Below are 22,812 nucleotides of genomic sequence, written 5' to 3' on the forward strand. Positions count from 1 at the left end.
CCCCCGCTGCCCATCCCCCTGCTGACCCGCCGGGTCCGGCAGATCCAGCCCCGCCGGCGTTTGAGGCGCGGGGTCCGGGGCGGAGCCCCGAAAGCTCGGAGCAACCGGCGGAGCCCTACGCTTCCGCCCGGCCACTCGACCGCCGGGCGTCAAGCACCGCCCGCGCCTTGCGCAGCCGCAGCGCCATCTGGATCTCCAGGGCCTGCGCGGGCTTCTGCCATCCCTCGCCGAGGAGTTCCGCGATGCGCTCCAGCCGGCGCGACACCGTGTTCGGGTGCACGTGGAGTTCCTCCGCCGCGTGTGTCGGGCTGCCGCCCGAGGCGAAGTACGCGTCCAGCGTGCGGGTCAGGTCGGTGAGGCGGTCGGTGTCGTATTCCAGGACCGGCCCGATGGTCGAGGCGATGAACGCCTCCACGTCGTGGTCGGCGGACAACAGCAGTCCAAGGAAGCCCAGTTCACGCAGCGAGGCCGTACCCCCGGCCCCGTCCAGCGCGGTCAGCGCGTCCAGGCAGCGCACCGCCTCCGCGTACACCCGGGCCACTTCCCCCGGCCCGGCCGCCGGTCCGGCGGCGCCGGTGGACACGGCGTGGCCGAGCAGTGGGGACAGTTCGCCGGAGGCCCGGTGCGCGGCGGCCGAGGCGTCCGTGCCCGGGAGGACCAGCACGATGCAGCCCCGGCGGACCCCTTTGAGCCCGCCCATCCGGTACGCGTACGAGGACGCCCAGGCGACGGCCTTGCCCAGTTCCCCGCCTTCCGGTCGGGCCACCACGACCACGTGCGGCCGGTCCAGGTCGAGGCCGAGGCGGCGGGTGCGGTCCGGCAGGTGCAGGCCGACGGAGTGGGGCCGTTCCAGCAGGTCGGCGAGGAGTTCCTCGTGCACGGGCCCCTCGGCGGCGGCCGTGCCGCGCTGGATGAGCATCAGGGAGGCCACCGACTGGGCGGCGAGCTGCAACAGCCGTACATCCTCCTCCACCAGCGGCGCGGACGCGCTGAGCAGCAGCACTCCGAGGTCCTCGGCGCCCGCCAGCACGGGCGCCAACCACACGTCGCCGGGCAGGCCCACGGGGCGCCGGTCGGTCAGCGCCTGGAGCGCGGCCTTGGTCACCGCCGCCTCGTCCAGGTCGGGAAGTTCGCCGGTGACGGTCAACGGCCGTCCGCCCGGGTCACGTACCTGGAGCACTCCGTCCAGGGCGTCGGCGGTGGCCCGCGCCAGGGTGGGCAGTCCGGCGCCGTCCAGGACCAGTCCGGCCAGCCGGGCGTGGCACTCCCAGAGGTAACGGACGCGGGTGAGCGCGGTGTTGGTGCGGGAGCCGAAGACCTCCAGTTCGTGCACCTCGTCCCGGGTCTGCTCCAGCAGCCGGGCCTTCTCGATGGCGACGGCCGCCAGGTCGGCGAGGGAGAGCAGCATGCCGATCTCGTCGGGCCCGAACCGCCGTACGGCGCGGTCGGCTCCGTAGAGCGCGCCGAGGGTGGAGTCCCCGCGCCGGAGCGGGACCGCGATGATCGCGTGCAGGCCCTCGGCGCGGACCACGGCATCGATGCCGGGGGCGTGCGCGATGGCGTCGTCGTTCAGGTAGTCGGCGCTCCAGACCGGGGAGCGGCGGTCCTGGGCGATGCTGCCCAGGCCGCGGCCGGTGCCGAGTTCGAGGCCGACGTTCAGGGCGGTGGTCTCGCCCTCGGAGGTCCGTACGTAGGCGGAGCCGTCGGGGCGGCTCAGCGACAGCCAGGCCATGTCGAAGCCGAGGAGCCGGCGGGCCCGGCGGGTGATCAGCCGCAGCAGGCCGTCGATGTCGTAGGGCGAGGTCAGGTCGTGCGCGGTGTCGACCAGGGCGGTGAGCGCGGCCTCCCGCTGCTCGCGGCGCCTCGCGTTCCTGCGCACCGAGCGGGACAGGTCCACCGCGCGGGTGAGCCGGGCGAGTTCCTCGCCGTCGGCGCCGGCTTCGCGCGCTTCGAGCAGCAGGGCGTCGTAGGCGCTCTGCGGGGCTTCCGCGACGAGCAGTTCCAGTACGGCCAGCGAGCCGCCCCCGTCTCCAGGCATCCTGCTCCTCCCCCGCCCGACCAGCGCTTCTCTGTCCGGAACTCGAACCTAGGTTCCGGGTGACGGGGGGTCAAGCGGCGGCCGGGTCAGGCGAGGCTGAACCGCGGGGTCGGGCGGGGCGCGCGCAGTGCCTCGACGCGTCGCTCGGCGCGAAGCAGGTCGGCCAGGTAGGCGCCGCCGGACCGTTCGTGTCCGCCGCGCAGTCCGGCGAGTTCCAGGCGCAGTTCCCGGTCCCGTCCGAGGAACAGTTCGGCCTCGACCCACTGTCCGAGCACGGCGCGCCGGTCGGCGTCCAGGACGGCGACGCGGCCGGCCAGCCAGGGGCCCGCGTCGATGCCGGCGAGGGCGGGGCCGGTCCAGAGGTCGAGGGCGCGGCGCAGCCTGCGGGCCGCCTGTTCGAAGTCGCCCCGGCTCATGGCGCGATAGCCGGCGCCCGCCTCCCGTTCGAACTCCTGGGCGTCCGATCGACCGCCGCCGGTGTCGAGAACATACCCGCCGGACCGCGCGGAGAGCACCGTCCGGGCATCGCGTACCGATCCGATGGCCTGGGCCTGCGTGAACCGTTCGCGCAGCAGACGCACGGCGGTGAGCAGGACGGACCGGGCGTTCGCGGTCGGGGTGCGGTGGGCCAACTCGTCGGCGAGCACACGGATCGGCACGACCCGGTCGGGGCAGGCGGCGAGGGCGGCCAACAGGTGACGGGACTCCGGTGTGGGCGCCGTGACGGGCACGCCGTTCTCGCTGACGCGCAGCTTTCCGAGCAGCTCGATGTCCACGTATCCCCCCCGGGTCCGATGAAAAATAATACCCGGAAGGATTTTTTTGGGAAGAGGTCGGTTGGGGAGAGCGTGTGAAGGGGGTGTCAGGCCGTCACCGGCTCCCCCCGCTCCTCGCTCTCGACCACTGCGGGCGGGACGCCCGTGGGGCAGTCGGCCAGACACTCGTGTCGGCCGTGCGGACCGTACAGCGCGCGGGCGCCCCGCCCCGGGGCGGTGTCCAGCCGGATCGCCAGGGCCGGGACGACCATGCTCGGGAGAATGTGGCTGTACATCTCGGAGGCCTGGGGGTCCAGGTCGATACCGAGCGTCCAGGCCATCCTGTTCAGTCCGGCGAACGAGCCCACGGCCAGCCGCGAGGGAACCACCGGGTCCACGTCCGGCAGGAGTTCGCCCCGCCGTTTCGCCTCCGTCAGCACCTCCGTGTGCAGCTCGATCCAGGCCGTGTACGGCGCCGCCTGGTCGAGTTCGCGACCGGCCCAGTCCAGGGTGAGCCGTGCGCTGGCCCGCATCAGCACGTCGTGCCGGAGCTGGTGGGCGAAGATCATCCCCATGTCGATGAACTCCTGCACCTTGTGACTCTGGGGGAGGGCCTGCGGCTGACCCTGGTTCTGCGCGTCCACGACGGCCTGCGCCAGGTCGTCCTTCGAGTCGAAGTGGAAGTAGAGGGCGCCCTTGGTGACCTTGGCGATGTTGACGATGTCGGAGAGCTTCGCCGCCTCGTAGCCGTGCTCCTCGAACACCACCGCCGCCGCCTGCAGGATGGCCTGGCGGGTACGGACCGCCCGTTCCTGCTTGACCTGGGGTCGTTCCGTCCTCATGGCTGCCGCCTCTCCTGCCCCACCGCCATTACATAACCGCGGGTACGTTCCTGTGGGTAGATTCCACACCATGGCCGGGCGGCAGTCCACCGGCGTATGTCACCTCCGCCGGGTCCCGGCGCGACGGGCACACGCGAAAGGGGCCCGCCGGCCCCCATGGGACCGACGAACCCCTCTACCGGGTACGGGCCGGACTACTTCAGCCGGGTACCGGTGGAACGCAGGTTGGTGCACGCCTCCGCGACGCGCGCGGCCATGCCCGCCTCGGCGGCCTTGCCCCAGGTGCGGGGGTCGTACTTGGACTTCGTGCCGACCTCGCCGTCGACCTTCAGCACCGCGTCGTAGTTGCGGAACATGTGGTCCACGACGGGGCGGGTGAAGGCGTACTGGGTGTCGGTGTCGAGGTTCATCTTCACGACGCCGTTCTCCAGCGCGGTGGCGATCTCCTCGGCGGTGGAGCCCGAACCACCGTGGAAGACGAAGTCGAACGGCGAGGGCTTGCCGTACTTCTCGCCGACGCCGGCCTGGAGGTCCTTGAGGAGCTCGGGGCGCAGGACCACGTTGCCCGGCTTGTACACGCCGTGCACGTTGCCGAAGCTGGCGGCCAGCAGGTAGCGGCCCTTCTCGCCCAGGCCCAGGGCCTCGGCGGTACGGATCGCGTCGTCGACGGTGGTGTACAGCTCGTCGTTGATCTCGTGGCTGACGCCGTCCTCCTCGCCGCCGGTCGGGGTGATCTCGACCTCAAGGATGATCTTCGCGGCGACGGCCTTGGCGAGCAGCTCCTGGCCGATGGCCAGGTTGTCGGCCAGGGTCTCGGCGGAGCCGTCCCACATGTGCGACTGGAAGAGCGGGTTCAGGCCGCGGGCCACGCGCTCGGCGGAGATGTCGAGCAGCGGGCGGACATAGCCGTCCAGCTTGTCCTTGGGGCAGTGGTCGGTGTGCAGCGCGACGGTGATGTCGTACTTGGCGGCGACGATGTGCGCGAACTCGGCCAGGGCGACCGCGCCGGTGACCATGTCCTTGTTGTGCTGGCCACCCAGGAACTCCGCACCACCGGTGGAGATCTGGATGATGCCGTCGCTCTCGGCCTCCGCGAAGCCGCGCAGGGCAGCGTGCAGGGTCTGGGACGAGGTCACGTTGATGGCCGGGTAGGCGAATTTTCCTGCCTTCGCCCGGTCGAGCATCTCGTTGTAGACCTCGGGGGTTGCGATGGGCATCTGTCCGCTCCTTGGATGTGCGGGGAGTGTGCTTATTGCGGGCCCTGACCTGGGGGCGACGTCATCGTCGACCCCATCCTTCCAGACTCCGCGCGACACTCCACCCCACCGTCCACGCCACATGCGAAAACCGGGCGGGACGTTTCACGTGAAACATTCCGCCCGGCCACGAAAGAGCAGGTCAGAGCGCGATAAGAAGCCTTCGGGGGCCACCGCCCCCACGTGGTCGGGCCGGCCGGAAGCCGGTCGCACCCGACCCTGGGGGGGCCGCCTGGTGAGACGGCGACGACCGACCTGGGTCCCGGCAGGGTCCGAAGGAGACGGCCTAGGAGAAGCCGAGGTCCTCGAGGCGGTATCCGGTGAGGTAGGGCAGGCCCGCCTCGGCGATGGCCTCGGCCGCGCCCCGGTCCACGATGGTGGCGACGGCGACGACCTCGCCGCCGGCCTCGCGGACCGCCTCCACGGCGGTCAGCGGGGAACCGCCGGTGGTCGAGGTGTCCTCGACGACCAGGCAGCGCTTGCCCTTGACGTCGGTGCCCTCGATACGGCGCTGCATGCCGTGCGCCTTCTGCGCCTTGCGCACGACGAAGGCGTCCAGGCACCCGCCGCGCGCGGCGGAGGCGTGCAGCATCGAGGTCGCGACCGGGTCGGCGCCCAGCGTGAGGCCGCCGACGCAGTCGAAGGCGAGGTCGGCGGTCAGGTCGAGCATGACCTGACCGACCAGCGGGGCGGCCTCGCCGTCGAGGGTGATCCGGCGGAGGTCGATGTAGTAGTCGGCTTCCCGCCCGGAGGAGAGGGTCACCTTGCCGTGCACGACGGCCTTGTCCTTGATCTGCTGCAGAAGCGCATCCCGTACGTCACTCATGGCGTCGAGCTTAATTGCGCGCTACCCGAGCCGCCGCCACGTCCACGTCGTGGAGATCTCCAGCGGGTCCACGGGCGTGACCAGCCGGGGGAGCGTGTTCAGCCCGTTCGGGGGGCCGGACTGCGGCTCGACGCAGACGGCCTCGGCCTGCTCGTCGTAGACGACCACCCACTCGTCCCGGCTGGTGATCCGCAGCTCCAGCGCGTCGGGCCAGGTGAGGGTGACGTCCACGCCGTCCGGCATCCCGAAGCAGTCGTCCCAGGGGCCGGGCTTCGGGTCGACGCGCCGCCCGGTGGGGAGGTGGTCGGCGCCGCGCTCCTCCTGCCAGGCCGCCTCGAAGCCGATCCGGACCTCCGGCCCGTCGGCGGCCAGGGTGCGGTTGAACCACGGGTGCCAGCCGGCCTGGGCCGGGAAGGAGTCCTCGTACGTCTCCACGCCCAGGGTGAGCGTCAACGCGTCCTCGCCCAGTTCGAAGATCTGGGTGACCTTGCCGCTGTGCGGCCACGGGTCGCGGAGGTCGTACGTGAAGGCGGCGCGGGTGGCGTCGGCGCCTCCCGGCCGCCACGCCGCGTCCCGGCCGAAGCCGTGGATGGCGTGCGGCGGTTGGTTCTGCGGCATCTGGTGGACGGCGCCGCCGTCACGGAACCGCCCGTCCCCGATGCGCCCGCACCACGGAACCATCGGGAAGGACCCGTACCGGGGGCCCTGTCGCAGGAGTTCGGTCCCGTCGACGCGCAGACTGCTGATCCGGCAGCCGTTCTCCTGGTCGATCGTCAGCTCGGCGCCGCCGGCGCTCAGTCGCGTACTCATACGGCCGACCCTACGGGTGCCGGAGGTCCCACGTGCCCCGGGGCATACCTCACGTCACACCGCGCCCCGGACGGAAGTCAGCGACGGCGACGCAGCACCCGGCCGACCACCACTGCGGAGGCCACGGCAAGGGCGGCGGCGGGGGCCAACCAGCGCAGGTTGACTCCGGCCGCGCCGGCGGCGGGAGCCGGGACGGGGGCGTAGCGGCCACGCGGCGGCGCGTGGTCCACCTCCTCGGCGCTCCGGCCGATCATCGTGCGGCGGGCGTGGGCCGCCTCGGCCGGGGGCCGTGCGGGACCACCAACCTCGCCGAACTCGCCTTCCAGGAAGGGATCGAGGGACGGGGGCGGCACGTCGGTGTCGAAGACGGACGCGGTGACCCCGTCGTCCTCGGTCCCTTCGGCGTCCTCGGCATCCTCGGTGTCCTCGGTGTCCGCCTCGAATCCGGCGTCCTCGGCGTCGGCCGCCCGATCCGCCTCCTCCGCGTCGGCCGGGCGATCCGAGGCCTCCACATCGGCGTCGGGAACGGCGTCGGCCACCGGCTCCACGGCGGCGCCGGCCGTGGCGGCGAGCTGCGCGGCGGTGCGGTCCAACAGCCGCTGCACGGCGGTGGCGGTGGCCTCGGGGGCGAACCCGGCGGCCCGGCCGTCGACGGTCGCCCCGCCGGTGAACTCCAGTCGGGTCCCGTCCCCCTGGGGGGTGAGTCGCAGCAGGAGGGAAAGCGTGACGGTGCCGCTGCCCCGGGCCTCGGTGCCCTCGCCCTCGACGGCGAACCGGTCGGGGTCCCGTTCGGTGACGGTGAGGGAGCCCCGGTAGGTCACGGTGTGGCCGCCGATCCGCGCCTTCAGCCGGCCCGACAGCGGCCCGGTGTCGGTGTCGGCGTCCTGTTGGAACCCGGGTACGCAACGGGCCGTACGGACGGGATCACGCAGCACGGCCCGGAGGTCGTCTGCGGGTACCGGAACGAACACCTGATGCTCCATGCGGTCGAGCCTACCGACGAGACCCGCCCGCGCGCCCGATCCGGCACCAGGTGCCCGCGCCGGTGGCCCGTTCCCGATCTTGCCGGCGGCCCCCGCGTCCCACGGCCGTGTGCCCGGGGCCGGGCGCGACCGTGCGGGGCCGGCGCGGGCCCGCGCCACGGTGACGGCGGGGCCAAGGGGCTGTCCCGCGATCCCTGGCGGGACAGCCCTCAGGAATACCTCGGGTGCGGGAGGGTGGAGGGCGGCAGCCCGTCCAGGCGGGTGCGCTCGGCGTCCCGGGTCGCGTCCTGGAGCGCGCGGGTGGACAGCGAGCGCAGCCCCGGCGTGTCGCGGTCGACCCGCAGCTCGGGAACGACGGCGCGGGCGGCGAGGACGAAACCCCAGTCCTGCGGTGGGCCGACGCCGCCGCCGGGGGTGCGGTCGGGTCCGGCGGCGAAGCCGGTGAGGCGGCCGCCCGCGCTGTAGGGGGTGGTCCGCAGGCCGGCGGCGCGCAGGGTGCTCTCGACGGTCCAGTAGGTGCGTGGCCGGCCGGCCAGCGGCCCCGCGTGCACGGCGATCCGGCCGCCGGGGCGCAGGGCCCGCGCCGCCAGCCCGTAGAACTCCTGCGAGTACAGCTTCGTGCTGGGGGTGATGCCGGGGTCGGGGAGGTCGGAGACGATCACGTCGAAGCGGTCCCGGCCGCCCCGACCGCGCAGCCAGCGGAACGCGTCCTGGGTGACGACTCCGAGCCGGGGATCCGCGTACGCCCGCGCGTTGAGCCGCGAGAGCATCGGGTCGGTGCGGGCGAGCCGGACCACTCCCGGGTCGAGTTCGACGACGGTGACGGAGGCGACGTCCGGGTAGCGCAGGACCTCGCGGGCGGCGAGCCCGTCGCCGCCGCCGAGGACGAGGACCCTGGTGTGCGGGCCGGTCATCGCGGGGTGGACGAGTGCCTCGTGGTAGCGGTACTCGTCGTAGCCGCTGACCCGTAGCCGGCCGTCGAGGTACAGGTCGAGGGAGCGCGGGGAGCCGGTGCCCGGCCCGGTGAGCACGAGTTCCTGGACGCCGGTCTGGACGGCGACCCGCACCTCCCCGCCGTAGACGGCACGCCGGGCGACCCGCTCGAAGTCGTCGGCGAGGACGGTCGCGGAGGCGAGGACGGCCACGACGGTCACGTTCGCGCAGATCAGCAGCCAGCGGGAGCGCCGGCTGAGGTCGTGGCGGAACAGCCACAGCACGAGTCCGCCGCCGGCGAGGGTGTTGACGGTGCCGGTGAGCAGGGCGCCGGTGAGTTGGCCGAGCAGCGGCAGCAGCAGGAACGGGAAGGCGAGCCCACCGACCAGGGCGCCCACGTAGTCGGCGGCGAACAGGTCGGCGACGGCGCCGCCCGCGTCCTGTCTGCGGATGCGCTGGATCAGGACCATGAGCAGCGGGATCTCCGCGCCGATGAGCACCCCGATGGCGAAGGAGAACGCGACGAGCGCGGGTCTGGACTCCCCCAGCCAGGCGAAGCTCGCGTACAGGGCCATCGCGGAGAGCCCGCCGATCAGCGCGAGCGCGGCTTCGATGGCGCCGAAGCCGAAGGCGGGCCGACGCCTGAGCCGTTTGGCGAGGAGCGAGCCGACGCCCATGGCGAAGACCATGACGGACAGCACGATCGACGCCTGGGTGACGGAGTCGCCGATCAGGTAGGAGCCGAGGGCGAGCAGCTCCAGTTCGTAGACGAGCCCGCAGGCGGCGCATACGAACACGGTGGCCAGGACGAGGAGCCGGCCGGTCCGGGGCCGTACGGGCAGGGCGGCCGGACGGGTCGCCACGCCCCGTGACTCCGGAGCCGGCAATACCCGGCGCGGGACGGAACGGTCGATCATGAAGCGAACCGTACGTCACCGCCCACTCGCACCCTGTCACCCACATGGGTGCAAGTGGCGTACTGATCCGCCCAGTTGGCGTAACCCGGGCGCAACCACCGGCGCCACGAGGGCCGGTGGGTCGCGGGCCGCGAACGCCCTCGACCGACAGGACCCGACCGGCCCCGACAGGACCCGCCGAGCCCCGACCGGCCCCGACCCCCGACGGGAACGGCCTACAGCAGCGCGGCCGTCGCCTCGGGGGTGGTCGCGGTCGGCGACCCGGTCCGCATGCCCACCCGGGTACGCGTGGCCACCAACTGCCCTTCCTGCGGGTACGCGTGCCAGGTCCGCCAGCGGACCTGGCCCTCGTACCGCTGCGCGAGCAGGGCGGTGAACGCGTGCGGGCTTCCCGGGAAGGTCCCGGCGAGCCCGTTCGGGTGATCCGCGACCAGCGCGAGCAGTTCCTGCGCCCTCCCGGCGAACGAGCCGCGCGACAGGGTCTCCACGCGGGCGGCGAACTCGTACTCCCAGTCGCCGACCCGCTTGGCCACGCCGAGCGGCAACGGTGTGCTGCTGCCGGGCATGCAGGCGACGGTCTCCGAACAGAGCACCTCGCCCTCCTCCAGAAGGACCTGGTGGGAGGCCCCGAGCAGGCGCAACTCCACGTTCGCCCCGTCGAGCCGGAGGTTCAGTACGGCCAAGGCGGGCAGCCGCTCCCGACCCAGGGCCCAGGCGAGATCGGCGGCACGCGTGTCGGTATAGGTGGTCTGGAGGGTCGTGAGCATGAGTCGGCTCCGCAAACGCGCGAGGGAGAGGTGGCCGGGGCCCGCCAGCGGTGGTCAACGGGTGGGGGGACACCGGCACGGGTCCACAGGAAGTCCAGGGAGGTCCGAGGACTGGTCTACTCAACCGAGGGAATCATGAAAGGCACGGCACTCACAGCGTTTTTACCCAACTTGACGGGGTTTACATCCCCCCGGGGGCTACACAGTTCACGTGTTCAACAACGTGCCCCCCGTACGCCGTAACAAGCAGCCGAACAAGGAGACGCCCGAGGGAAGTTGTCCCCGCTGGGCGTCTCTTTTACTCGGGTCCGGCTCCGACCGTGTTCGTCAACTGGACCCGCAGCCCCCGCCCCCGCAGGACGAACCGCAGGAAGAGGACGACGAGCCGCAGGAGGACGACGAACCACAGGAGGATCCGGTCGAACACCCACCTGAAGATCCTCCCCCGGCCCAGTGGCTTCCGCCACTTCGGCGGCGGGCCGCGCCGCCCGCCTTGACGGCCGCCCTGACGATCCCCACGACCACGAGCGTGAACACGCCCACTCCGACGAGCACTGCGATCAGCACCATCTTCGGCCCCTCTCTGACACCCCGGTCCCCCGGGGCCCGGGATCCCCGCGTCCCGTGTGCCGGGGAGATTCCCTCAGGCCATCGGCGTCAAAGCACACTTGAGCAACTCCAGAGGTTGCCCGCAGGATGGCCGTCATGAGCGCACCCGCGGCCGGCAGCCGCCCCTTCCTCAACCGCAGCCTGGCGGTCTTCGGCACCACGATCTTCGCGGAGATGTCGGCGCTGGCCGCCCGCACCGGATCGATCAACCTCGGTCAGGGCTTTCCCGACACCGACGGTCCCGCCGAGATCGCCGAGGCGGCCGTGCGCGCGATCCGGGACGGCAAGGGCAACCAGTACCCGCCCGGCCCCGGCGTCCCCGAGCTGCGCACCGCCATCGCCCACCACCAGGAGCGCTTCCACGGACTCGCGTTCGACCCCGACACGGAGGTCCTCGTCACGGCGGGCGCGACGGAGGCCATCGCGGCCTCCCTGCTGGCCCTGCTGGAGCCGGGCGACGAGGTCATCGCCCTGGAGCCGTACTACGACTCCTACGCCGCCTGCATCGCCATGGCGGGGGCCGTCCGCGTACCGCTGACCCTGCGCGCGCCGGACTTCCGTCTCGACGTCGACGCCCTGCGCGCCGCCGTGACCCCGCGCACCCGGTTGCTGCTGCTGAACACCCCGCACAACCCGACCGGCACGGTGCTGACCCCGGCGGAACTGGCGGCCGTCGCGGAACTCGCGATCGAGCGGGACCTGCTCGTCGTCACCGACGAGGTCTACGAGCACCTGGTGTTCGAGGGCACCCACGTACCGCTGGCCTCGCTGCCCGGCATGCGCGAGCGCACGGTGACGATCTCGTCGGCCGGCAAGACGTTCTCGTTCACCGGCTGGAAGGTCGGCTGGGTCACCGCCCCGCCCGCCCTGACGGCGGCGGTCCGCTCCGCGAAGCAGTTCCTGACGTACGTCGCCTCGGGCCCGTTCCAGTACGCCATCGCGGAGGCCCTGGCGCTTCCGGACTCCTACTACGACACGTTCCGCGCGGACCTCGCCGCCAAGCGCGACATCCTCGCGGACGGCCTGACGGCGGCCGGCTTCGAGGTCTACCGGCCCCAGGGCACCTACTTCATCACCACCGACATCACCCCCCTCGGGGAGAAGGACGGGCTCGCCTTCTGCCGCGCCCTGCCCGAACGCTGCGGTGTGGTCGCCATCCCCAACCAGGTCTTCTACGACGACCGGTCCGCCGGCGCCACCCAGGTCCGCTGGGCGTTCTGCAAGCGGGAGGACGTCCTGCGCGACGCCGTCGACCGCCTCGGGCGGCTGTAGGACCCCCGTCGCGGTCCCCCGGTCGCGGGAACGCGAGAGCCCGGGCGCGCATCGGGGTCGTGGTGACCCCGATGTCGTCCGGGCTCTCGTGCGGCCGCGGGGCGTACCTGCTCCTCGTGGCGCGCGTACCGCTGTGGGGGCGACTAGTTGTTGTCGTCGCCCTTGTCTTCTTCGCCCTCGGCGGAGTCGACGTCCTTCTCGAGGCCGAGCTGCTCGACGAGCCACTTGTCGAACTCGATCGAGGCACGGACCCAGCTGACCGTGGAGGACACGAAGTGCTCCAGGCTGACGCCGGTACCGATCAGCATCTGCGCCTCACCGATCAGGCGGACCGAGCCGTCGTCGTGCGTGTGGCTGTAGACCTTCGGCCACAGGGTGCGACGGTTCCAGTCGTCGATCGTCTCCAGGAGCTGCGGCTTGTCCTCGATCTCGTGCGGGCGGTCGTAGAAGGTCCGCACCGAGAAGACCTGCTGCTCGTCCTCGCCGCGGAACATGAAGTACGTGCGGAACTCCTCCCACGGCGCCGCGAGGTCACCCTCGTCGTCGACGACGTACTTGAGCTCCATCTGTTCCAGCAGCTGCTTGACCAGATCCTGGTCGGGGACGACGGGGCCCGCCGGTCCTGTGGCCTGCGGATCGGGCTGCTGCCCTCCGAAGTTCGGAATCGAGGCCGGGTCGATGCTCACCGTGTACTTCCCTTCGTGCGGATGAACCACATCCTCCACCATCGGTCCCACCCCGTGTCCAGCCCCGCACGCACGATCCGCTCCGGGCGGACACGAGTAGGACTCAGGTAAGGAGGACGGGGCCCCACACGACCCGGCGCGTGGCCGCTCGTCGCGGGGGCGGCGGGGGCCCGGATCCTTCGGCCCCCACCGCCCAGGGTACGACCGACAGGGCCTAGAGGACCTTGCCGACCAGCAGGTCTTCCCCGGCCACGGCCACCCGTACGGTGTCGCCGTCCCTGACCTCGCCGGACAGGATCTCCTTCGCGAGGCGGTCCCCGATGGCCGTCTGGATCAGCCGGCGCAGGGGTCGGGCGCCGTACGCCGGGTCGTTGCCCTTGTCCGCCAGCCAGGCCAGCGCCTCGGGGGTGATGTCCAGGGTGAGGCGGCGGGCGGCGAGCCGCTTGGCGAGGCGGTCGATCTGGAGCCGCGCGATGTGGGCGAGCTCGTCCCTGCTCAGGGCGGAGAAGACCACCAGGTCGTCGAGGCGGTTGAGGAACTCCGGCTTGAAGGAGGCCCGGACCACGTCCAGGACCCGTGCCTTCTTGTCCTCCTCGGAGGTCGCCGGGTCGACCAGGAACTGGCTGCCCAGGTTCGAGGTCAGGATCAGGATCGCGTTGCGGAAGTCGACGGTGCGGCCCTGGCCGTCGGTGAGGCGGCCGTCGTCGAGCACCTGGAGCAGGACGTCGAAGACCTCGGGGTGCGCCTTCTCCACCTCGTCGAGCAGGACGACGCTGTACGGGCGGCGCCGGACGGCCTCGGTGAGCTGGCCGCCCTCCTCGTACCCGACGTAGCCGGGAGGGGCGCCGACCAGGCGGGCCACGCTGTGCTTCTCGCCGTACTCCGACATGTCGATGCGGACCATGGCCCGCTCGTCGTCGAAGAGGAAGTCCGCGAGGGCCTTGGCCAGCTCCGTCTTGCCGACGCCCGTGGGGCCCAGGAAGAGGAACGAGCCGGTCGGGCGGTCCGGGTCGGCGATGCCGGCGCGGGTGCGGCGCACCGCGTCGGAGACGGCCCGCACGGCCTCGGACTGGCCGATCAGACGGCGGCCCAGCTCCTCCTCCATGCGCAGGAGCTTCTGGGTCTCGCCCTCCAGGAGCCGGCCGGCGGGGATGCCGGTCCAGGCGCCCACCACGTCCGCGATGTCGTCGGGGCCGACCTCGTCCTTGACCATGCTGTCCTTGGAGGTCCCGGCCTTGGTGGCCTCTTCCTCCTCCTCGGTGGCCTCCGCCAGCTCGCGCTCCAGCGTCGGGATCTCCCCGTAGAGCAGCTGGGAGGCGGTGTCGAAGTCGCCGTCGCGCTGGGCGCGCTCGGCCTGCCCGCGCAGGTCGTCGAGGCGTTCCTTGAGTTCGCCGACGCGGTTGAGGGACTGCTTCTCCTTCTCCCAGCGGGCGGTCAGGCCCCGCAGGTCCTCCTCCTTGTCGGCGAGGTCCTTGCGGATCTTCTCCAGCCGTTCGAGGGAGGCCGGGTCGGACTCGTTCTTCAGCGCCAGTTCCTCCATGCGCAGCCGGTCCACGGAGCGCTGGAGCTCGTCGATCTCCAGCGGGGAGGAGTCGATCTCCATGCGGAGCCGGGACGCGGCCTCGTCGACGAGGTCGATGGCCTTGTCGGGCAGGAAGCGGGAGGTGATGTACCGGTCGGAGAGGGTGGCCGCGGCGACCAGGGCGCTGTCGTTGATGACCACCTTGTGGTGGGCCTCGTAGCGGCCCTTGAGCCCGCGCAGGATCGCGATGGTGTCCTCGACGGTCGGCTCCGCCACCAGCACCTGCTGGAAGCGGCGCTCCAGCGCCGGGTCCTTCTCGATCCGCTCGCGGTACTCGTCGAGCGTCGTGGCACCGACCATGCGCAGCTCGCCGCGGGCCAGCATGGGCTTGAGCATGTTGCCCGCGTCCATGGCGGAGTCCCCGCCGGCGCCCGCGCCGACGACGGTGTGCAGCTCGTCGATGAAGGTGATGATCTGGCCGTCGCTGGACTTGATCTCCGCGAGGACCGTCTTCAGTCGCTCCTCGAACTCGCCGCGGTACTTGGCGCCCGCGACCATGGCGCCGAGGTCGAGGGAGACCAGCCGCTTGTTCTTCAGCGATTCGGGGACGTCGCCCTTGACGATGCGCTGGGCGAGGCCCTCGACGACGGCGGTCTTGCCGACGCCGGGCTCGCCGATGAGGACCGGGTTGTTCTTGGTGCGGCGCGACAGGACCTGCACGACCCGCCGGATCTCCTGGTCGCGGCCGATCACCGGGTCGAGCTTGCCCTCGCGGGCCGCCGCGGTGAAATCGGTGCCGAACTTCTCCAGGGCCTTGTACTGACCCTCGGGGTCGGGGCTGGTCACCCGGCGTCCTCCTCGTGCTTCCTCGAATGCGGCCAGCAGCTTCTTCGCCGTCGCGCCCTGGGTGGAAAGGAGCTCGCCGGCCGCGCCGCCCTTGGCGGCGAGGGCGATGAGCAGGTGTTCGGTGGAAAGGTAGTCGTCTCCGAGCTTCCCGGCCGTCTCGTCGGCGTCGGCGAGCACGGCGAGCAGCTCGCGGGTGGGCTGCGGGGGCGCGACGGTGGAACCCGTCACGCTGGGCAGGGCGGCGAGCAGGCGTTCCGCGCCGGCGCGGACCTCTACCTGGTCGGCGTCGGTCGCGGCGAGCAGGTCGGTGACGTTCTCGTTGTCCTCGCCGGCGAGCAGGGCCAGCAGCAGGTGCGCGGGGGTCAGGTCCGGGTGGCCGTCCTTGACGGCCCTGCGGGTGGCGGCGTTCAGCGCGTCCCGGCTCTTGTTGGTCAGCTCGGCTTCCACTGCGGCTTCTCCTCTCCGTCGCGATACAGGGGCATGACACATATAGCGTGCACAAAGTTGAGTCTATTCCACTCAAGGCGGTGTGTGGTGCGGCATCTCGTACTCTTCGGGCCATGCCTGGTTCGAAGACACCCCAAGACGTACTCAACCCGACGCCGGAGTACCTCGCCTTCTGGCGGGAGCGGCACGTCTGCACCCTGACCACCCCGCGGCCCGACGGCAGCCCGCACGTGGTGCCGGTCGGCGTGACGTACGACCCCGAGGCGGGGCTGGCGCGGGTGATCAGCAACCGGCACAGCAAGAAGATCCGCAACGTCCTGGCGGCGCCGGACGCGACTGCGCGGGTCGCGGTCTGCCAGATGGAGGGCCGGCGCTGGGCCACGCTGGAGGGCCGCGCGGTGATCCGCACGGACGAGGCCTCGGTGGCGGAGGCGGTGGCGCGCTACGCGGAGCGCTACGGGCGGACGCCCTCGCCGAACCCGGACCGGGTGGTCATGGAGATCACCCTGGACCGCGCGATGGGACGCGGCTGACCCGGGGGCAGACCCCGGCGCGGGCGCCCCGGGCGCAGGCGTGGGCGCGGGGGCTGACGTGGGGACGGACGCGAAACTGACCGATGTGTTTGTCCGGTTCAACCACTGGACGCGGACAGCACAACGGCGCCATCGTGGTCAGGTCCACGATGGCGCCGTTGTGTGGGGGTAGTGCCTGAGCGATCTGCAACGACGGGGGAATCGCTTCAGGCACTTCGGGGGGTGGCGGCGGTGATGTCGGGTTCGAAGAGTTGGTGGTCCCGCTGGTCGAGATTGACGAAAACCATGCCGTACCGCACTTCGCAGCGGACGGGCTGCGGTGCGCCCCGGGGGCGGCGCAGACAGCGGTAGGCACGGACGTCTTCGTCCTCCTCGCGCGCGACGACGATCGGCTGGCCGAACAGGGTGACCATCAACGAGTCACCGGCGTGGGGGATCGCGGTGGCAAGGTCGATGAACTGCCACCCGGACCGGTACGCCGAAGCCATCTCGCGTCGGAAGTCTCGGTCGTCGGGGGTCATCAGACGGCCATCACAGGCAGAGCGGTCCAGCCGGAGTCCGACGCGCCGGAGGGCGCGCTGGTCCAGCCGCTGTCCGACAGGCGCGAGGGCGCGCTGGTCCAGCCGGAGTCACCCACCTGGATCCTGGTCCACCCGCTGTCCGCCTTGCCGGACGGGCCGTTGGTCCAGCCCGAGTCGACGGCCGGCAGCACGGTCCAGCCAGAGTCCGCCTTGCGGGTCGGGCCGTTGGTCCAGCCGGAGTCACCGGCCGGCAGCACGGTCGGTCCCGCGTCCGCCTTGCCGGACGGACCATGGGTCCAGCCGGAGTCACCGGCCGGCAGCACGGTCCATCCGCTGTCCGACTTGCCCACCGGCGCGCCGGTCCAGCCACTGTCGCCGGTCAGAGCGGTGCCCCCCGCGTCACTTTCGACGGCACCGACTACCCCAAAGACCGCAACAGCGGAGAAACCAACGGCAAGCGCCGAGCGAAGCATTCTCTTATACATGGTCGGCTTCGTCCTCACTTGATGGAATCCTCTCCCCCGCCACACAGACGATGGCTCATTCAGGCACGTCAATGCCACAGGGACGATGCATCATGTTCTTGCATGTTCAGGACCCTGGGGGGTGGAGATTTGCCCAAAAGTGCGACAAACCCGACTCATCCCCACTCCGTCACGTCCCTGTGCCCTGAGGGAACGCGGCTGTACACGGCTGCGCTCAGCGCCGGCCGGATCGCTCGGAGCGAGGTTCAGCAGGCCCCCTGCCTGCTTGAATTCGCCCTGGTGCAGCCTGACCCGGATGACGCGAACCAGCTCCGCCCGGTTCCCCCGTCCGTCGCGCTGGCGCAACGGCTGCATCCGATTGAACGCGAGATCCAGGACAGACGACGTACGGCTGTAGATCTCACCGATGCTTTTGAGCCGTTTCTGACCATCAGTGCGCAGAACCCGGCGAACACCCACGCCATCACGGTCCTGGAGGGTTTCGAGCGGATCAACGCCGCGTTGGACCTGGCGACGGCCGAGTGCCACACGGAGATGCTGACCATCCAGCCGGGCGGTGCGCGGCCCTCCCTGGCCCTCACACAGGCCCTGGAGCGGGACGCCCCGCTGATCGACCGGGGCATCAGCATCAGGACGCTGTACCAGCACACGGCGCGGCACAGCCAGGGCACGCTGGCGTACGTGGACCGGATCTCCGCGGGGAAGGTGGAGATCCGCACTCTGGAGGAGCTCATCGAGCGACTCATCGTCTTCGACCGCACGGTGGCGTTCATCCCGGTCAGCGACGACCGGAGGGTGGCTCTGGAGCTGCGGCACCCGGGGCTCGTCGACTACCTCATCAAGGTGTTCGAGCAGCTCTGGCGGCGTGCCGTGCCCCTGAGCGAGGAGGTCACCTACACGCACATGCACGACGGCATCACCGGCGTGCAGCGGTCCATCGCGCAGCTCCTGGTCGAGGGGCACGTGGACGAGGCCATCGCCCGCCGGCTGGGAATGAACGTACGAACCTGCCGTGCGCACATCGCCCGGCTGGCCACGGCCCTGGGCAGCGGCAGCCGGGCACAGCTCGGTTTCCTGATCGCCCAGTCCGGCATCCTGCACAGCTCGGCCCCGCACCTCCCGGAGGACGAGGCCGACCACGGCGGCCACGCCAACCACCTGTAGCGACGCGGAAGGCCCCGCCCGGGTGATCCGGGCGGGGCCTTCGCGCGTCGAACGGCGGTGTCGCGTGCCGGTGTCGGGCGGCGGTGTCAGTCCATCGGGCGCTTGGGGCGCCAGACGACCAGGGCGCTGCCCGGCTGCGGCGGCTGGTACGGGACCAGGTCGCGGCGGTACGAGGCGTGCACCTGGGCCTCTCGGGCCTGGAGCGCGGCGGCCGCGCCGTCCACGGCCGTGGACAGTTCGGCCACGCGCTGTTGGAGGGCGGCGACCTGGTTCTCCAGTTCGATGATCCGCTTGATGCCGGCCAGGTTGATGCCCTCGTCCTGGGACAGCGCCTGCACCGTGCGGAGCAGCTCGATGTCCCTGGCCGAATATCGACGTCCGCGGCCGGCCGTCCGGTCCGGGGAGACCAGACCGAGACGGTCGTACTGACGCAGGGTCTGCGGATGCAGTCCCGAGAGCTGGGCGGCCACCGAAATCACATAGACCGGGGTCTCATCAGTGAGCTGATAAGCCCCGCCCAACCGGGACTGTCTGCGGCGGCCGTCCATGTCATGCTCCCTTCGCGGACTCGAACAGCGCGGCGCGCGGGTCCTGCGACTCCGTCGCGTCGCGGAACATCTCCAGGGCTTCACGGGCCTTGTCGGACAGCTCCGAGGGAACCTCGACCTCCACCGTCACGAGCAGGTCGCCGCGGGTGCCGTCCTTGCGGACCGCGCCCTTGCCGCGGGCCCGCATCGTACGCCCGTTCGGGGTGCCCGGGGGAAGCTTCAGGGTCACCGGGGGGCCGCCCAGTGTCGGCACCTTGATGTCGGCGCCCAGGGCGGCCTCGGCGAACGTCACCGGGACGGTCACCGTGAGGTTGTCGTCCCGCCGGCCGAACACCGGGTGCCCGTCGACGTGGACGACGACGTACAGGTCGCCGCCCGGGCCGCCGCGCTCGCCCGGGGCCCCCTTGCCGCGCAGTCGGATCCGCTGGCCGTCGGAGACGCCCGCCGGGATCCGGACCTGCATGGTCCGGGAACTGCGGGCCCGTCCGCTGCCCTTGCAGATGTCACAGGGGGTCTCGGCGATCAGGCCGCGCCCCTTGCAGTCGGCGCAGGGGTCGGTCAGGGAGAAACCGCCACCGCTGCCCCGCGAGACCTGGCCGGTGCCGACGCAGGTCGGGCACACCCGGGGGGTGCCGTTCTTGTCACCGGTACCGGAGCAGGCCTTGCAGGGCGACTGCGAGGACATCCGGAGCGGGACGGTCGCGCCGTCCACGGCCTCCGTGAACGACAGCGTGACCTCGGACTCGATGTCCTGGCCGCGGCGCGGCTGGGTACGGGGTCCCGTACCCGGGCCGGCGCCACCGCGGTTGAACAGGCCGCCGAAGACGTCGCCCAGGCCGCCGCCGAAGCCGCCCGCCGCGCCGCCGCCGCCCTGCGGCTGACCTCCGAAGAGGTCGCCGAGGTCGAAGTTGAACGAGCCGCCGCCCCCGCCCGGACCGGGGCGGAAGCCCCCGTTGCCGAACAGGGCGCGGGCCTCGTCGTACTCCTTGCGCTTCTTGGCGTCACCGAGGATGTCGTTCGCCTCGGAGATCTCCTTGAAGCGCTCCTCGGCCGAGGCGTCGCCCTTGTTGGCGTCCGGGTGGAACTCGCGGGCGAGCTTCCGGTACGCCTTCTTGATCTCGGCCTCGGTGGCGTCCTTCGGGACACCGAGGACCTTGTAGTAGTCCTTCTCGACGAAGTCCTTCGTGCTCATCCCCGGTGGCCCTCCTCTCGTGCGGCTACATGGTGGACGTCAGCCCTTGTCGGGGGCATCCGCGTCCTTGTCAGACGGCGTGTCGCCGTCCGCGGACTCGGACTTGGCGGCCGGGGCCGCCCCGGGCTGGGGCTCGGCCACCGCGACCCGCGCGGGGCGGATCGTGCGCTCGCCGATCCGGTAACCCGGCTGCAGGATCGCCACGCAGGTGTCCTCGGTGACATCCGGCGCGTACGAGTGCATCAGGGCCTCGTGGATCGTCGGGTCGAAGGGCTCGCCCTCCTTGCCGAACTGCTGCAGCCCCATCTTGGCGGCGGCGGTCTCCAGCGATTCGGCCACCGACTTGAAGCCGCCGACCAGTTCGCCATGCTCCCGTGCCCGGCCGATGTCGTCCAGGGTCGGGAGGAGTTCCGTCAGGAGGGACGCGACCGCGATCTCCTTGACGGCGATCCGGTCCCGCTCCACCCGGCGGCGGTAGTTCTGGTACTCGGCCTGGAGCCGCTGGAGGTCCGCGGTGCGCTCACCGAGCGCGGTGCGGGCCTGGTCCAGCTGCGCCAGGAGGGCCGTTTCCTGGCCGACGGCCTGAGTGTCCGAGTCCCCGGCCGGGGCCGCCTTCTCCTCCGGGGAGGAGTCGGCGGCCTTCGGCTCGGCGGCGGCGTCGTCCGCCTCGGCGCCGGTGGGGACTTCAGGCTTCTCGTCGAAACCCGGGGTCTCCTCCGACATCAGGCAGCGCCACCCTTCGGCTTCTCGTCGTCCACGATCTCGGCGTCGACGACGTCGTCGTCGGCCTTGGACTGGTCGGCGTCACCGGTCGGCGCGCCACCGGCCTGGGCGGCCTGCGCGTCGGCGTAGATGGCCTGGCCGAGCTTCTGGCTGACCGCGGCGAGCTTCTCGGTCGCGGTGCGGATCTCCGCGGCGTCCTCGCCCTTGAGCTTTTCCTTCAGCTCGGTGACGGAGGCCTCGACCTCGGCCTTGACGTCGGCCGGGACCTTGTCCTCGTTGTCCTTGACGAACTTCTCCGTCTGGTAGACGAGCTGCTCGCCCTGGTTGCGGGACTCGGCCGCCTCCTTGCGACGCAGGTCCTCGTCCGCGTACTGCTCCGCCTCCTGGCGCATGCGGTCGACCTCGTCCTTGCCGAGCGAGGAGCCGCCGGTGACGGTCATCTTCTGCTCCTTGCCCGTGCCAAGGTCCTTGGCCGTGACGTGCATGATGCCGTTCGCGTCGATGTCGAAGGAGACCTCGATCTGCGGGACGCCACGCGGGGCCGGCGGCAGGCCGGTCAGCTCGAACATGCCGAGCTTCTTGTTGTACGCCGCGATCTCGCGCTCGCCCTGGTAGACCTGGATCTGCACGGACGGCTGGTTGTCCTCGGCCGTCGTGAAGATCTCGGACCGCTTGGTCGGGATCGTGGTGTTGCGCTCGATGAGCTTGGTCATGATGCCGCCCTTGGTTTCGATACCGAGGGACAGCGGGGTCACGTCGAGGAGCAGGACGTCCTTGACCTCACCCTTGAGCACGCCCGCCTGGAGGGTCGCGCCGATGGCGACGACCTCGTCCGGGTTGACGCCCTTGTTGGCGTCCTGACCGCCGGTGAGCTCCTTGACGAGCTCGGCGACGGCCGGCATGCGGGTGGAGCCGCCGACCAGGACCACGTGGTCGATCTCGGACAGGTTGATGCCCGCGTCCTTGATGACGTTGTGGAACGGGGTCTTGCAGCGGTCCAGCAGGTCCGCGGTCAGCTGCTGGAACTGCGAGCGCGTGAGCTTCTCGTCCAGGTGCAGCGGGCCCTCGGCGGACGCCGTGATGTACGGCAGGTTGATCGTGGTCTCCGTGGAGGAGGACAGCTCGATCTTCGCCTTCTCGGCGGCCTCGCGCAGACGCTGGAGCGCCATCTTGTCCTTGGACAGGTCGACGCCGTGGCCGTTCTGGAACTGCTTCACCAGGTAGTCGACGACGCGCTGGTCCCAGTCGTCGCCACCGAGGTGGTTGTCACCGTTGGTGGCCTTGACCTCGACGACGCCGTCGCCGATCTCGAGGAGCGACACGTCGAAGGTGCCGCCACCGAGGTCGAAGACGAGAATGGTCTGGTCGTCCTTGTCGAGACCGTAGGCCAGGGCGGCGGCCGTCGGCTCGTTGACGATGCGCAGGACGTTCAGACCCGCGATCTCGCCGGCTTCCTTCGTCGCCTGACGCTCGGAGTCGTTGAAGTAGGCCGGGACGGTGATGACCGCGTCCGTGACCTTCTCGCCCAGGTACGCCTCGGCGTCGCGCTTCAGCTTCTGCAGGATGAAGGCGCTCATCTGCTGCGGGTTGAAGTCCTTGCCATCCAGGTTGATCTTCCAGTCAGTGCCCATGTGGCGCTTGACGGAACGGATGGTCCGGTCCACGTTCGTGACCGCCTGGCGCTTGGCCACCTCTCCGACGAGGACCTCGCCGTTCTTGGCGAAGGCGACGACGGACGGCGTGGTCCTGGCGCCCTCGGCGTTGGTGATGACGGTGGGCTCGCCGCCTTCCAGAACGCTGACGACGGAGTTAGTGGTGCCCAGGTCGATGCCGACCGCACGTGCCATTTCGATTCCTCCAGCTGACTTGAGTGGAACAGACTCAACCATGCACCATCGTCCGCGCCGACGTCAACAGAGCTGAGTCGAGGGCGCTCAACTTTTATCCCGCCCTTACGCTCACCAGGGCCGCGACACGCCGCCGACACCCGCCCCGTCCGCCACACAGCCGAGCGGGCGACCCTCCGGCCGCCACCCCGCGCGGCATCCGGGGGCCGCCGAACGTGTGGGGCACCGTGCCCCCATGCGCCCGCAACCACCCTCGCCGCGCCCACCCCGGACGTTCCGCCTGCCCACCC

The 22,812-nt window shown here is 71.3% G+C and carries 21 protein-coding genes; 3 read left to right on the plus strand and 18 right to left on the minus strand.

The annotated features are described in order from the left end of the window. Positions 1–115 precede the first annotated feature (115 nt). The 10 genes from ADK55_RS33245 to ADK55_RS40605 all read right to left on the minus strand — a co-directional run bounded on the left by ADK55_RS33245 (position 116) and on the right by ADK55_RS40605 (position 10,554). Positions 116–2,038: a helix-turn-helix domain-containing protein gene (locus ADK55_RS33245; protein WP_053684329.1), complete on the minus strand. Its 1,923-nt coding sequence runs from the start codon at positions 2,036–2,038 to the stop codon at positions 116–118. Between the two features lie 86 nt (positions 2,039–2,124). After that, complete coding sequence (locus tag ADK55_RS33250) at positions 2,125–2,814, minus strand: AfsR/SARP family transcriptional regulator (RefSeq protein WP_053684331.1); 690 nt, start codon at positions 2,812–2,814, stop codon at positions 2,125–2,127. 86 nt (positions 2,815–2,900) lie between these two features. Further along, positions 2,901–3,635: a ScbR family autoregulator-binding transcription factor gene (locus ADK55_RS33255; RefSeq protein WP_053684333.1), complete on the minus strand. Its 735-nt coding sequence runs from the start codon at positions 3,633–3,635 to the stop codon at positions 2,901–2,903. Positions 3,636–3,829: 194 nt separating this feature from the next. After that, the gene (fbaA, locus tag ADK55_RS33260) at positions 3,830–4,852 is read right to left on the minus strand and encodes a class II fructose-bisphosphate aldolase (RefSeq protein WP_053684335.1); all 1,023 of its coding nucleotides are present in this window, start codon (positions 4,850–4,852) and stop codon (positions 3,830–3,832) included. Between the two features lie 325 nt (positions 4,853–5,177). Then, the gene (gene pyrE, locus ADK55_RS33265; RefSeq protein ID WP_053684337.1) at positions 5,178–5,717 is read right to left on the minus strand and encodes an orotate phosphoribosyltransferase; all 540 of its coding nucleotides are present in this window, start codon (positions 5,715–5,717) and stop codon (positions 5,178–5,180) included. A gap of 21 nt (positions 5,718–5,738) precedes the next feature. Then, a complete protein-coding gene (locus ADK55_RS33270; RefSeq protein WP_053684339.1) occupies positions 5,739–6,527 on the minus strand; it encodes an aldose epimerase in 789 nt (262 codons plus the stop codon). 77 nt (positions 6,528–6,604) lie between these two features. Beyond that, positions 6,605–7,510 carry an SRPBCC domain-containing protein gene (locus ADK55_RS33275; RefSeq protein WP_053684341.1) on the minus strand — a complete coding sequence of 302 codons (906 nt, stop codon included), beginning with the start codon at positions 7,508–7,510 and terminating at the stop codon, positions 6,605–6,607. A 209-nt stretch (positions 7,511–7,719) separates the two neighbouring features. Further along, positions 7,720–9,360 (minus strand): polyamine aminopropyltransferase, encoded by a 1,641-nt coding sequence (locus ADK55_RS33280; RefSeq protein ID WP_053684343.1) that lies wholly within the window; start codon positions 9,358–9,360, stop codon positions 7,720–7,722. A 215-nt stretch (positions 9,361–9,575) separates the two neighbouring features. Beyond that, entirely contained in the window at positions 9,576–10,127 is a 552-nt protein-coding gene (locus tag ADK55_RS33285) for a DUF2617 family protein (RefSeq protein WP_053684345.1), read from the minus strand. Positions 10,128–10,425: 298 nt separating this feature from the next. Further along, on the minus strand, positions 10,426–10,554 hold the full coding sequence (locus ADK55_RS40605; protein WP_266970843.1) for a hypothetical protein: 129 nt from the start codon (positions 10,552–10,554) through the stop codon (positions 10,426–10,428). 269 nt (positions 10,555–10,823) lie between these two features. Here ADK55_RS40605 and ADK55_RS33290 point away from each other — a divergent pair, with 269 nt between their 5' ends. After that, a complete protein-coding gene (locus ADK55_RS33290; RefSeq protein ID WP_371591406.1) occupies positions 10,824–12,008 on the plus strand; it encodes a pyridoxal phosphate-dependent aminotransferase in 1,185 nt (394 codons plus the stop codon). A 143-nt stretch (positions 12,009–12,151) separates the two neighbouring features. On the opposite strand, the gene ADK55_RS33295 is transcribed toward ADK55_RS33290, so the two are convergent. Together ADK55_RS33295 and clpB are read right to left on the minus strand one after the other, a co-directional pair. Beyond that, a complete protein-coding gene (locus ADK55_RS33295; protein ID WP_053684367.1) occupies positions 12,152–12,694 on the minus strand; it encodes a YbjN domain-containing protein in 543 nt (180 codons plus the stop codon). 214 nt (positions 12,695–12,908) lie between these two features. After that, positions 12,909–15,509 (minus strand): ATP-dependent chaperone ClpB, encoded by a 2,601-nt coding sequence (clpB, locus tag ADK55_RS33300; protein ID WP_053684350.1) that lies wholly within the window; start codon positions 15,507–15,509, stop codon positions 12,909–12,911. 113 nt (positions 15,510–15,622) lie between these two features. Between clpB and ADK55_RS33305 the strand changes: the two genes are divergently transcribed. After that, positions 15,623–16,042 carry a pyridoxamine 5'-phosphate oxidase family protein gene (locus tag ADK55_RS33305; protein WP_053684352.1) on the plus strand — a complete coding sequence of 140 codons (420 nt, stop codon included), beginning with the start codon at positions 15,623–15,625 and terminating at the stop codon, positions 16,040–16,042. A gap of 206 nt (positions 16,043–16,248) precedes the next feature. Here ADK55_RS33305 and ADK55_RS33310 read toward each other — a convergent pair whose 3' ends face one another. Both ADK55_RS33310 and ADK55_RS33315 read right to left on the minus strand, forming a co-directional pair. After that, complete coding sequence (locus tag ADK55_RS33310; protein ID WP_053684354.1) at positions 16,249–16,563, minus strand: (2Fe-2S)-binding protein; 315 nt, start codon at positions 16,561–16,563, stop codon at positions 16,249–16,251. Continuing rightward, on the minus strand, positions 16,563–16,913 hold the full coding sequence (locus ADK55_RS33315) for a hypothetical protein (protein WP_053684356.1): 351 nt from the start codon (positions 16,911–16,913) through the stop codon (positions 16,563–16,565). The genes ADK55_RS33310 and ADK55_RS33315 overlap by 1 nt, the downstream gene beginning before the upstream one ends. A 237-nt stretch (positions 16,914–17,150) precedes the next feature. Here ADK55_RS33315 and ADK55_RS33320 point away from each other — a divergent pair, with 237 nt between their 5' ends. Then, positions 17,151–18,212, plus strand: coding sequence for a hypothetical protein (locus ADK55_RS33320; protein ID WP_053684358.1), 1,062 nt, complete (start codon positions 17,151–17,153; stop codon positions 18,210–18,212). Between the two features lie 86 nt (positions 18,213–18,298). Here the strand turns inward: ADK55_RS33320 and ADK55_RS33325 are convergent, their stop codons facing one another. From ADK55_RS33325 to dnaK, 4 genes are read right to left on the minus strand one after another with little or no spacing between them, the layout of a single operon-like run. Further along, the gene (locus ADK55_RS33325; protein WP_053684360.1) at positions 18,299–18,760 is read right to left on the minus strand and encodes a heat shock protein transcriptional repressor HspR; all 462 of its coding nucleotides are present in this window, start codon (positions 18,758–18,760) and stop codon (positions 18,299–18,301) included. A 1-nt stretch (position 18,761) separates the two neighbouring features. Then, on the minus strand, positions 18,762–19,952 hold the full coding sequence (gene dnaJ / locus ADK55_RS33330; protein ID WP_053684362.1) for a molecular chaperone DnaJ: 1,191 nt from the start codon (positions 19,950–19,952) through the stop codon (positions 18,762–18,764). 39 nt (positions 19,953–19,991) lie between these two features. Further along, the gene (gene grpE / locus ADK55_RS33335) at positions 19,992–20,675 is read right to left on the minus strand and encodes a nucleotide exchange factor GrpE (protein WP_053684364.1); all 684 of its coding nucleotides are present in this window, start codon (positions 20,673–20,675) and stop codon (positions 19,992–19,994) included. Beyond that, on the minus strand, positions 20,675–22,522 hold the full coding sequence (gene dnaK / locus ADK55_RS33340) for a molecular chaperone DnaK (protein ID WP_053684365.1): 1,848 nt from the start codon (positions 22,520–22,522) through the stop codon (positions 20,675–20,677). The genes grpE and dnaK overlap by 1 nt, the downstream gene beginning before the upstream one ends. Between the last annotated feature and the right edge of the window lie 290 nt (positions 22,523–22,812).

The organism is Streptomyces sp. WM4235 (assembly GCF_001279725.1).
Classification (GTDB): domain Bacteria; phylum Actinomycetota; class Actinomycetes; order Streptomycetales; family Streptomycetaceae; genus Streptomyces.

What these genes read in the sequence shown, in the direction of transcription:
- ADK55_RS33245 (WP_053684329.1), bottom strand. Translation starts at nt 2,038, where the DNA reads ATGCCTGGAGACGGGGGCGGCTCGCTGGCCGTACTGGAACTGCTCGTC.
- ADK55_RS33255 (WP_053684333.1), bottom strand. Translation starts at nt 3,635, where the DNA reads ATGAGGACGGAACGACCCCAGGTCAAGCAGGAACGGGCGGTCCGTACC.
- fbaA (WP_053684335.1), bottom strand. Translation starts at nt 4,852, where the DNA reads ATGCCCATCGCAACCCCCGAGGTCTACAACGAGATGCTCGACCGGGCG.
- pyrE (WP_053684337.1), bottom strand. Translation starts at nt 5,717, where the DNA reads ATGAGTGACGTACGGGATGCGCTTCTGCAGCAGATCAAGGACAAGGCC.
- ADK55_RS33270 (WP_053684339.1), bottom strand. Translation starts at nt 6,527, where the DNA reads ATGAGTACGCGACTGAGCGCCGGCGGCGCCGAGCTGACGATCGACCAG.
- ADK55_RS33275 (WP_053684341.1), bottom strand. Translation starts at nt 7,510, where the DNA reads ATGGAGCATCAGGTGTTCGTTCCGGTACCCGCAGACGACCTCCGGGCC.
- ADK55_RS33280 (WP_053684343.1), bottom strand. Translation starts at nt 9,360, where the DNA reads ATGATCGACCGTTCCGTCCCGCGCCGGGTATTGCCGGCTCCGGAGTCA.
- ADK55_RS33285 (WP_053684345.1), bottom strand. Translation starts at nt 10,127, where the DNA reads ATGCTCACGACCCTCCAGACCACCTATACCGACACGCGTGCCGCCGAT.
- ADK55_RS33290 (WP_371591406.1), top strand. Translation starts at nt 10,824, where the DNA reads ATGGCCGTCATGAGCGCACCCGCGGCCGGCAGCCGCCCCTTCCTCAAC.
- ADK55_RS33305 (WP_053684352.1), top strand. Translation starts at nt 15,623, where the DNA reads ATGCCTGGTTCGAAGACACCCCAAGACGTACTCAACCCGACGCCGGAG.
- ADK55_RS33310 (WP_053684354.1), bottom strand. Translation starts at nt 16,563, where the DNA reads ATGACCCCCGACGACCGAGACTTCCGACGCGAGATGGCTTCGGCGTAC.
- ADK55_RS33320 (WP_053684358.1), top strand. Translation starts at nt 17,151, where the DNA reads ATGTTCAGGACCCTGGGGGGTGGAGATTTGCCCAAAAGTGCGACAAAC.
- ADK55_RS33325 (WP_053684360.1), bottom strand. Translation starts at nt 18,760, where the DNA reads ATGGACGGCCGCCGCAGACAGTCCCGGTTGGGCGGGGCTTATCAGCTC.
- dnaJ (WP_053684362.1), bottom strand. Translation starts at nt 19,952, where the DNA reads ATGAGCACGAAGGACTTCGTCGAGAAGGACTACTACAAGGTCCTCGGT.
- grpE (WP_053684364.1), bottom strand. Translation starts at nt 20,675, where the DNA reads ATGTCGGAGGAGACCCCGGGTTTCGACGAGAAGCCTGAAGTCCCCACC.
- dnaK (WP_053684365.1), bottom strand. Translation starts at nt 22,522, where the DNA reads ATGGCACGTGCGGTCGGCATCGACCTGGGCACCACTAACTCCGTCGTC.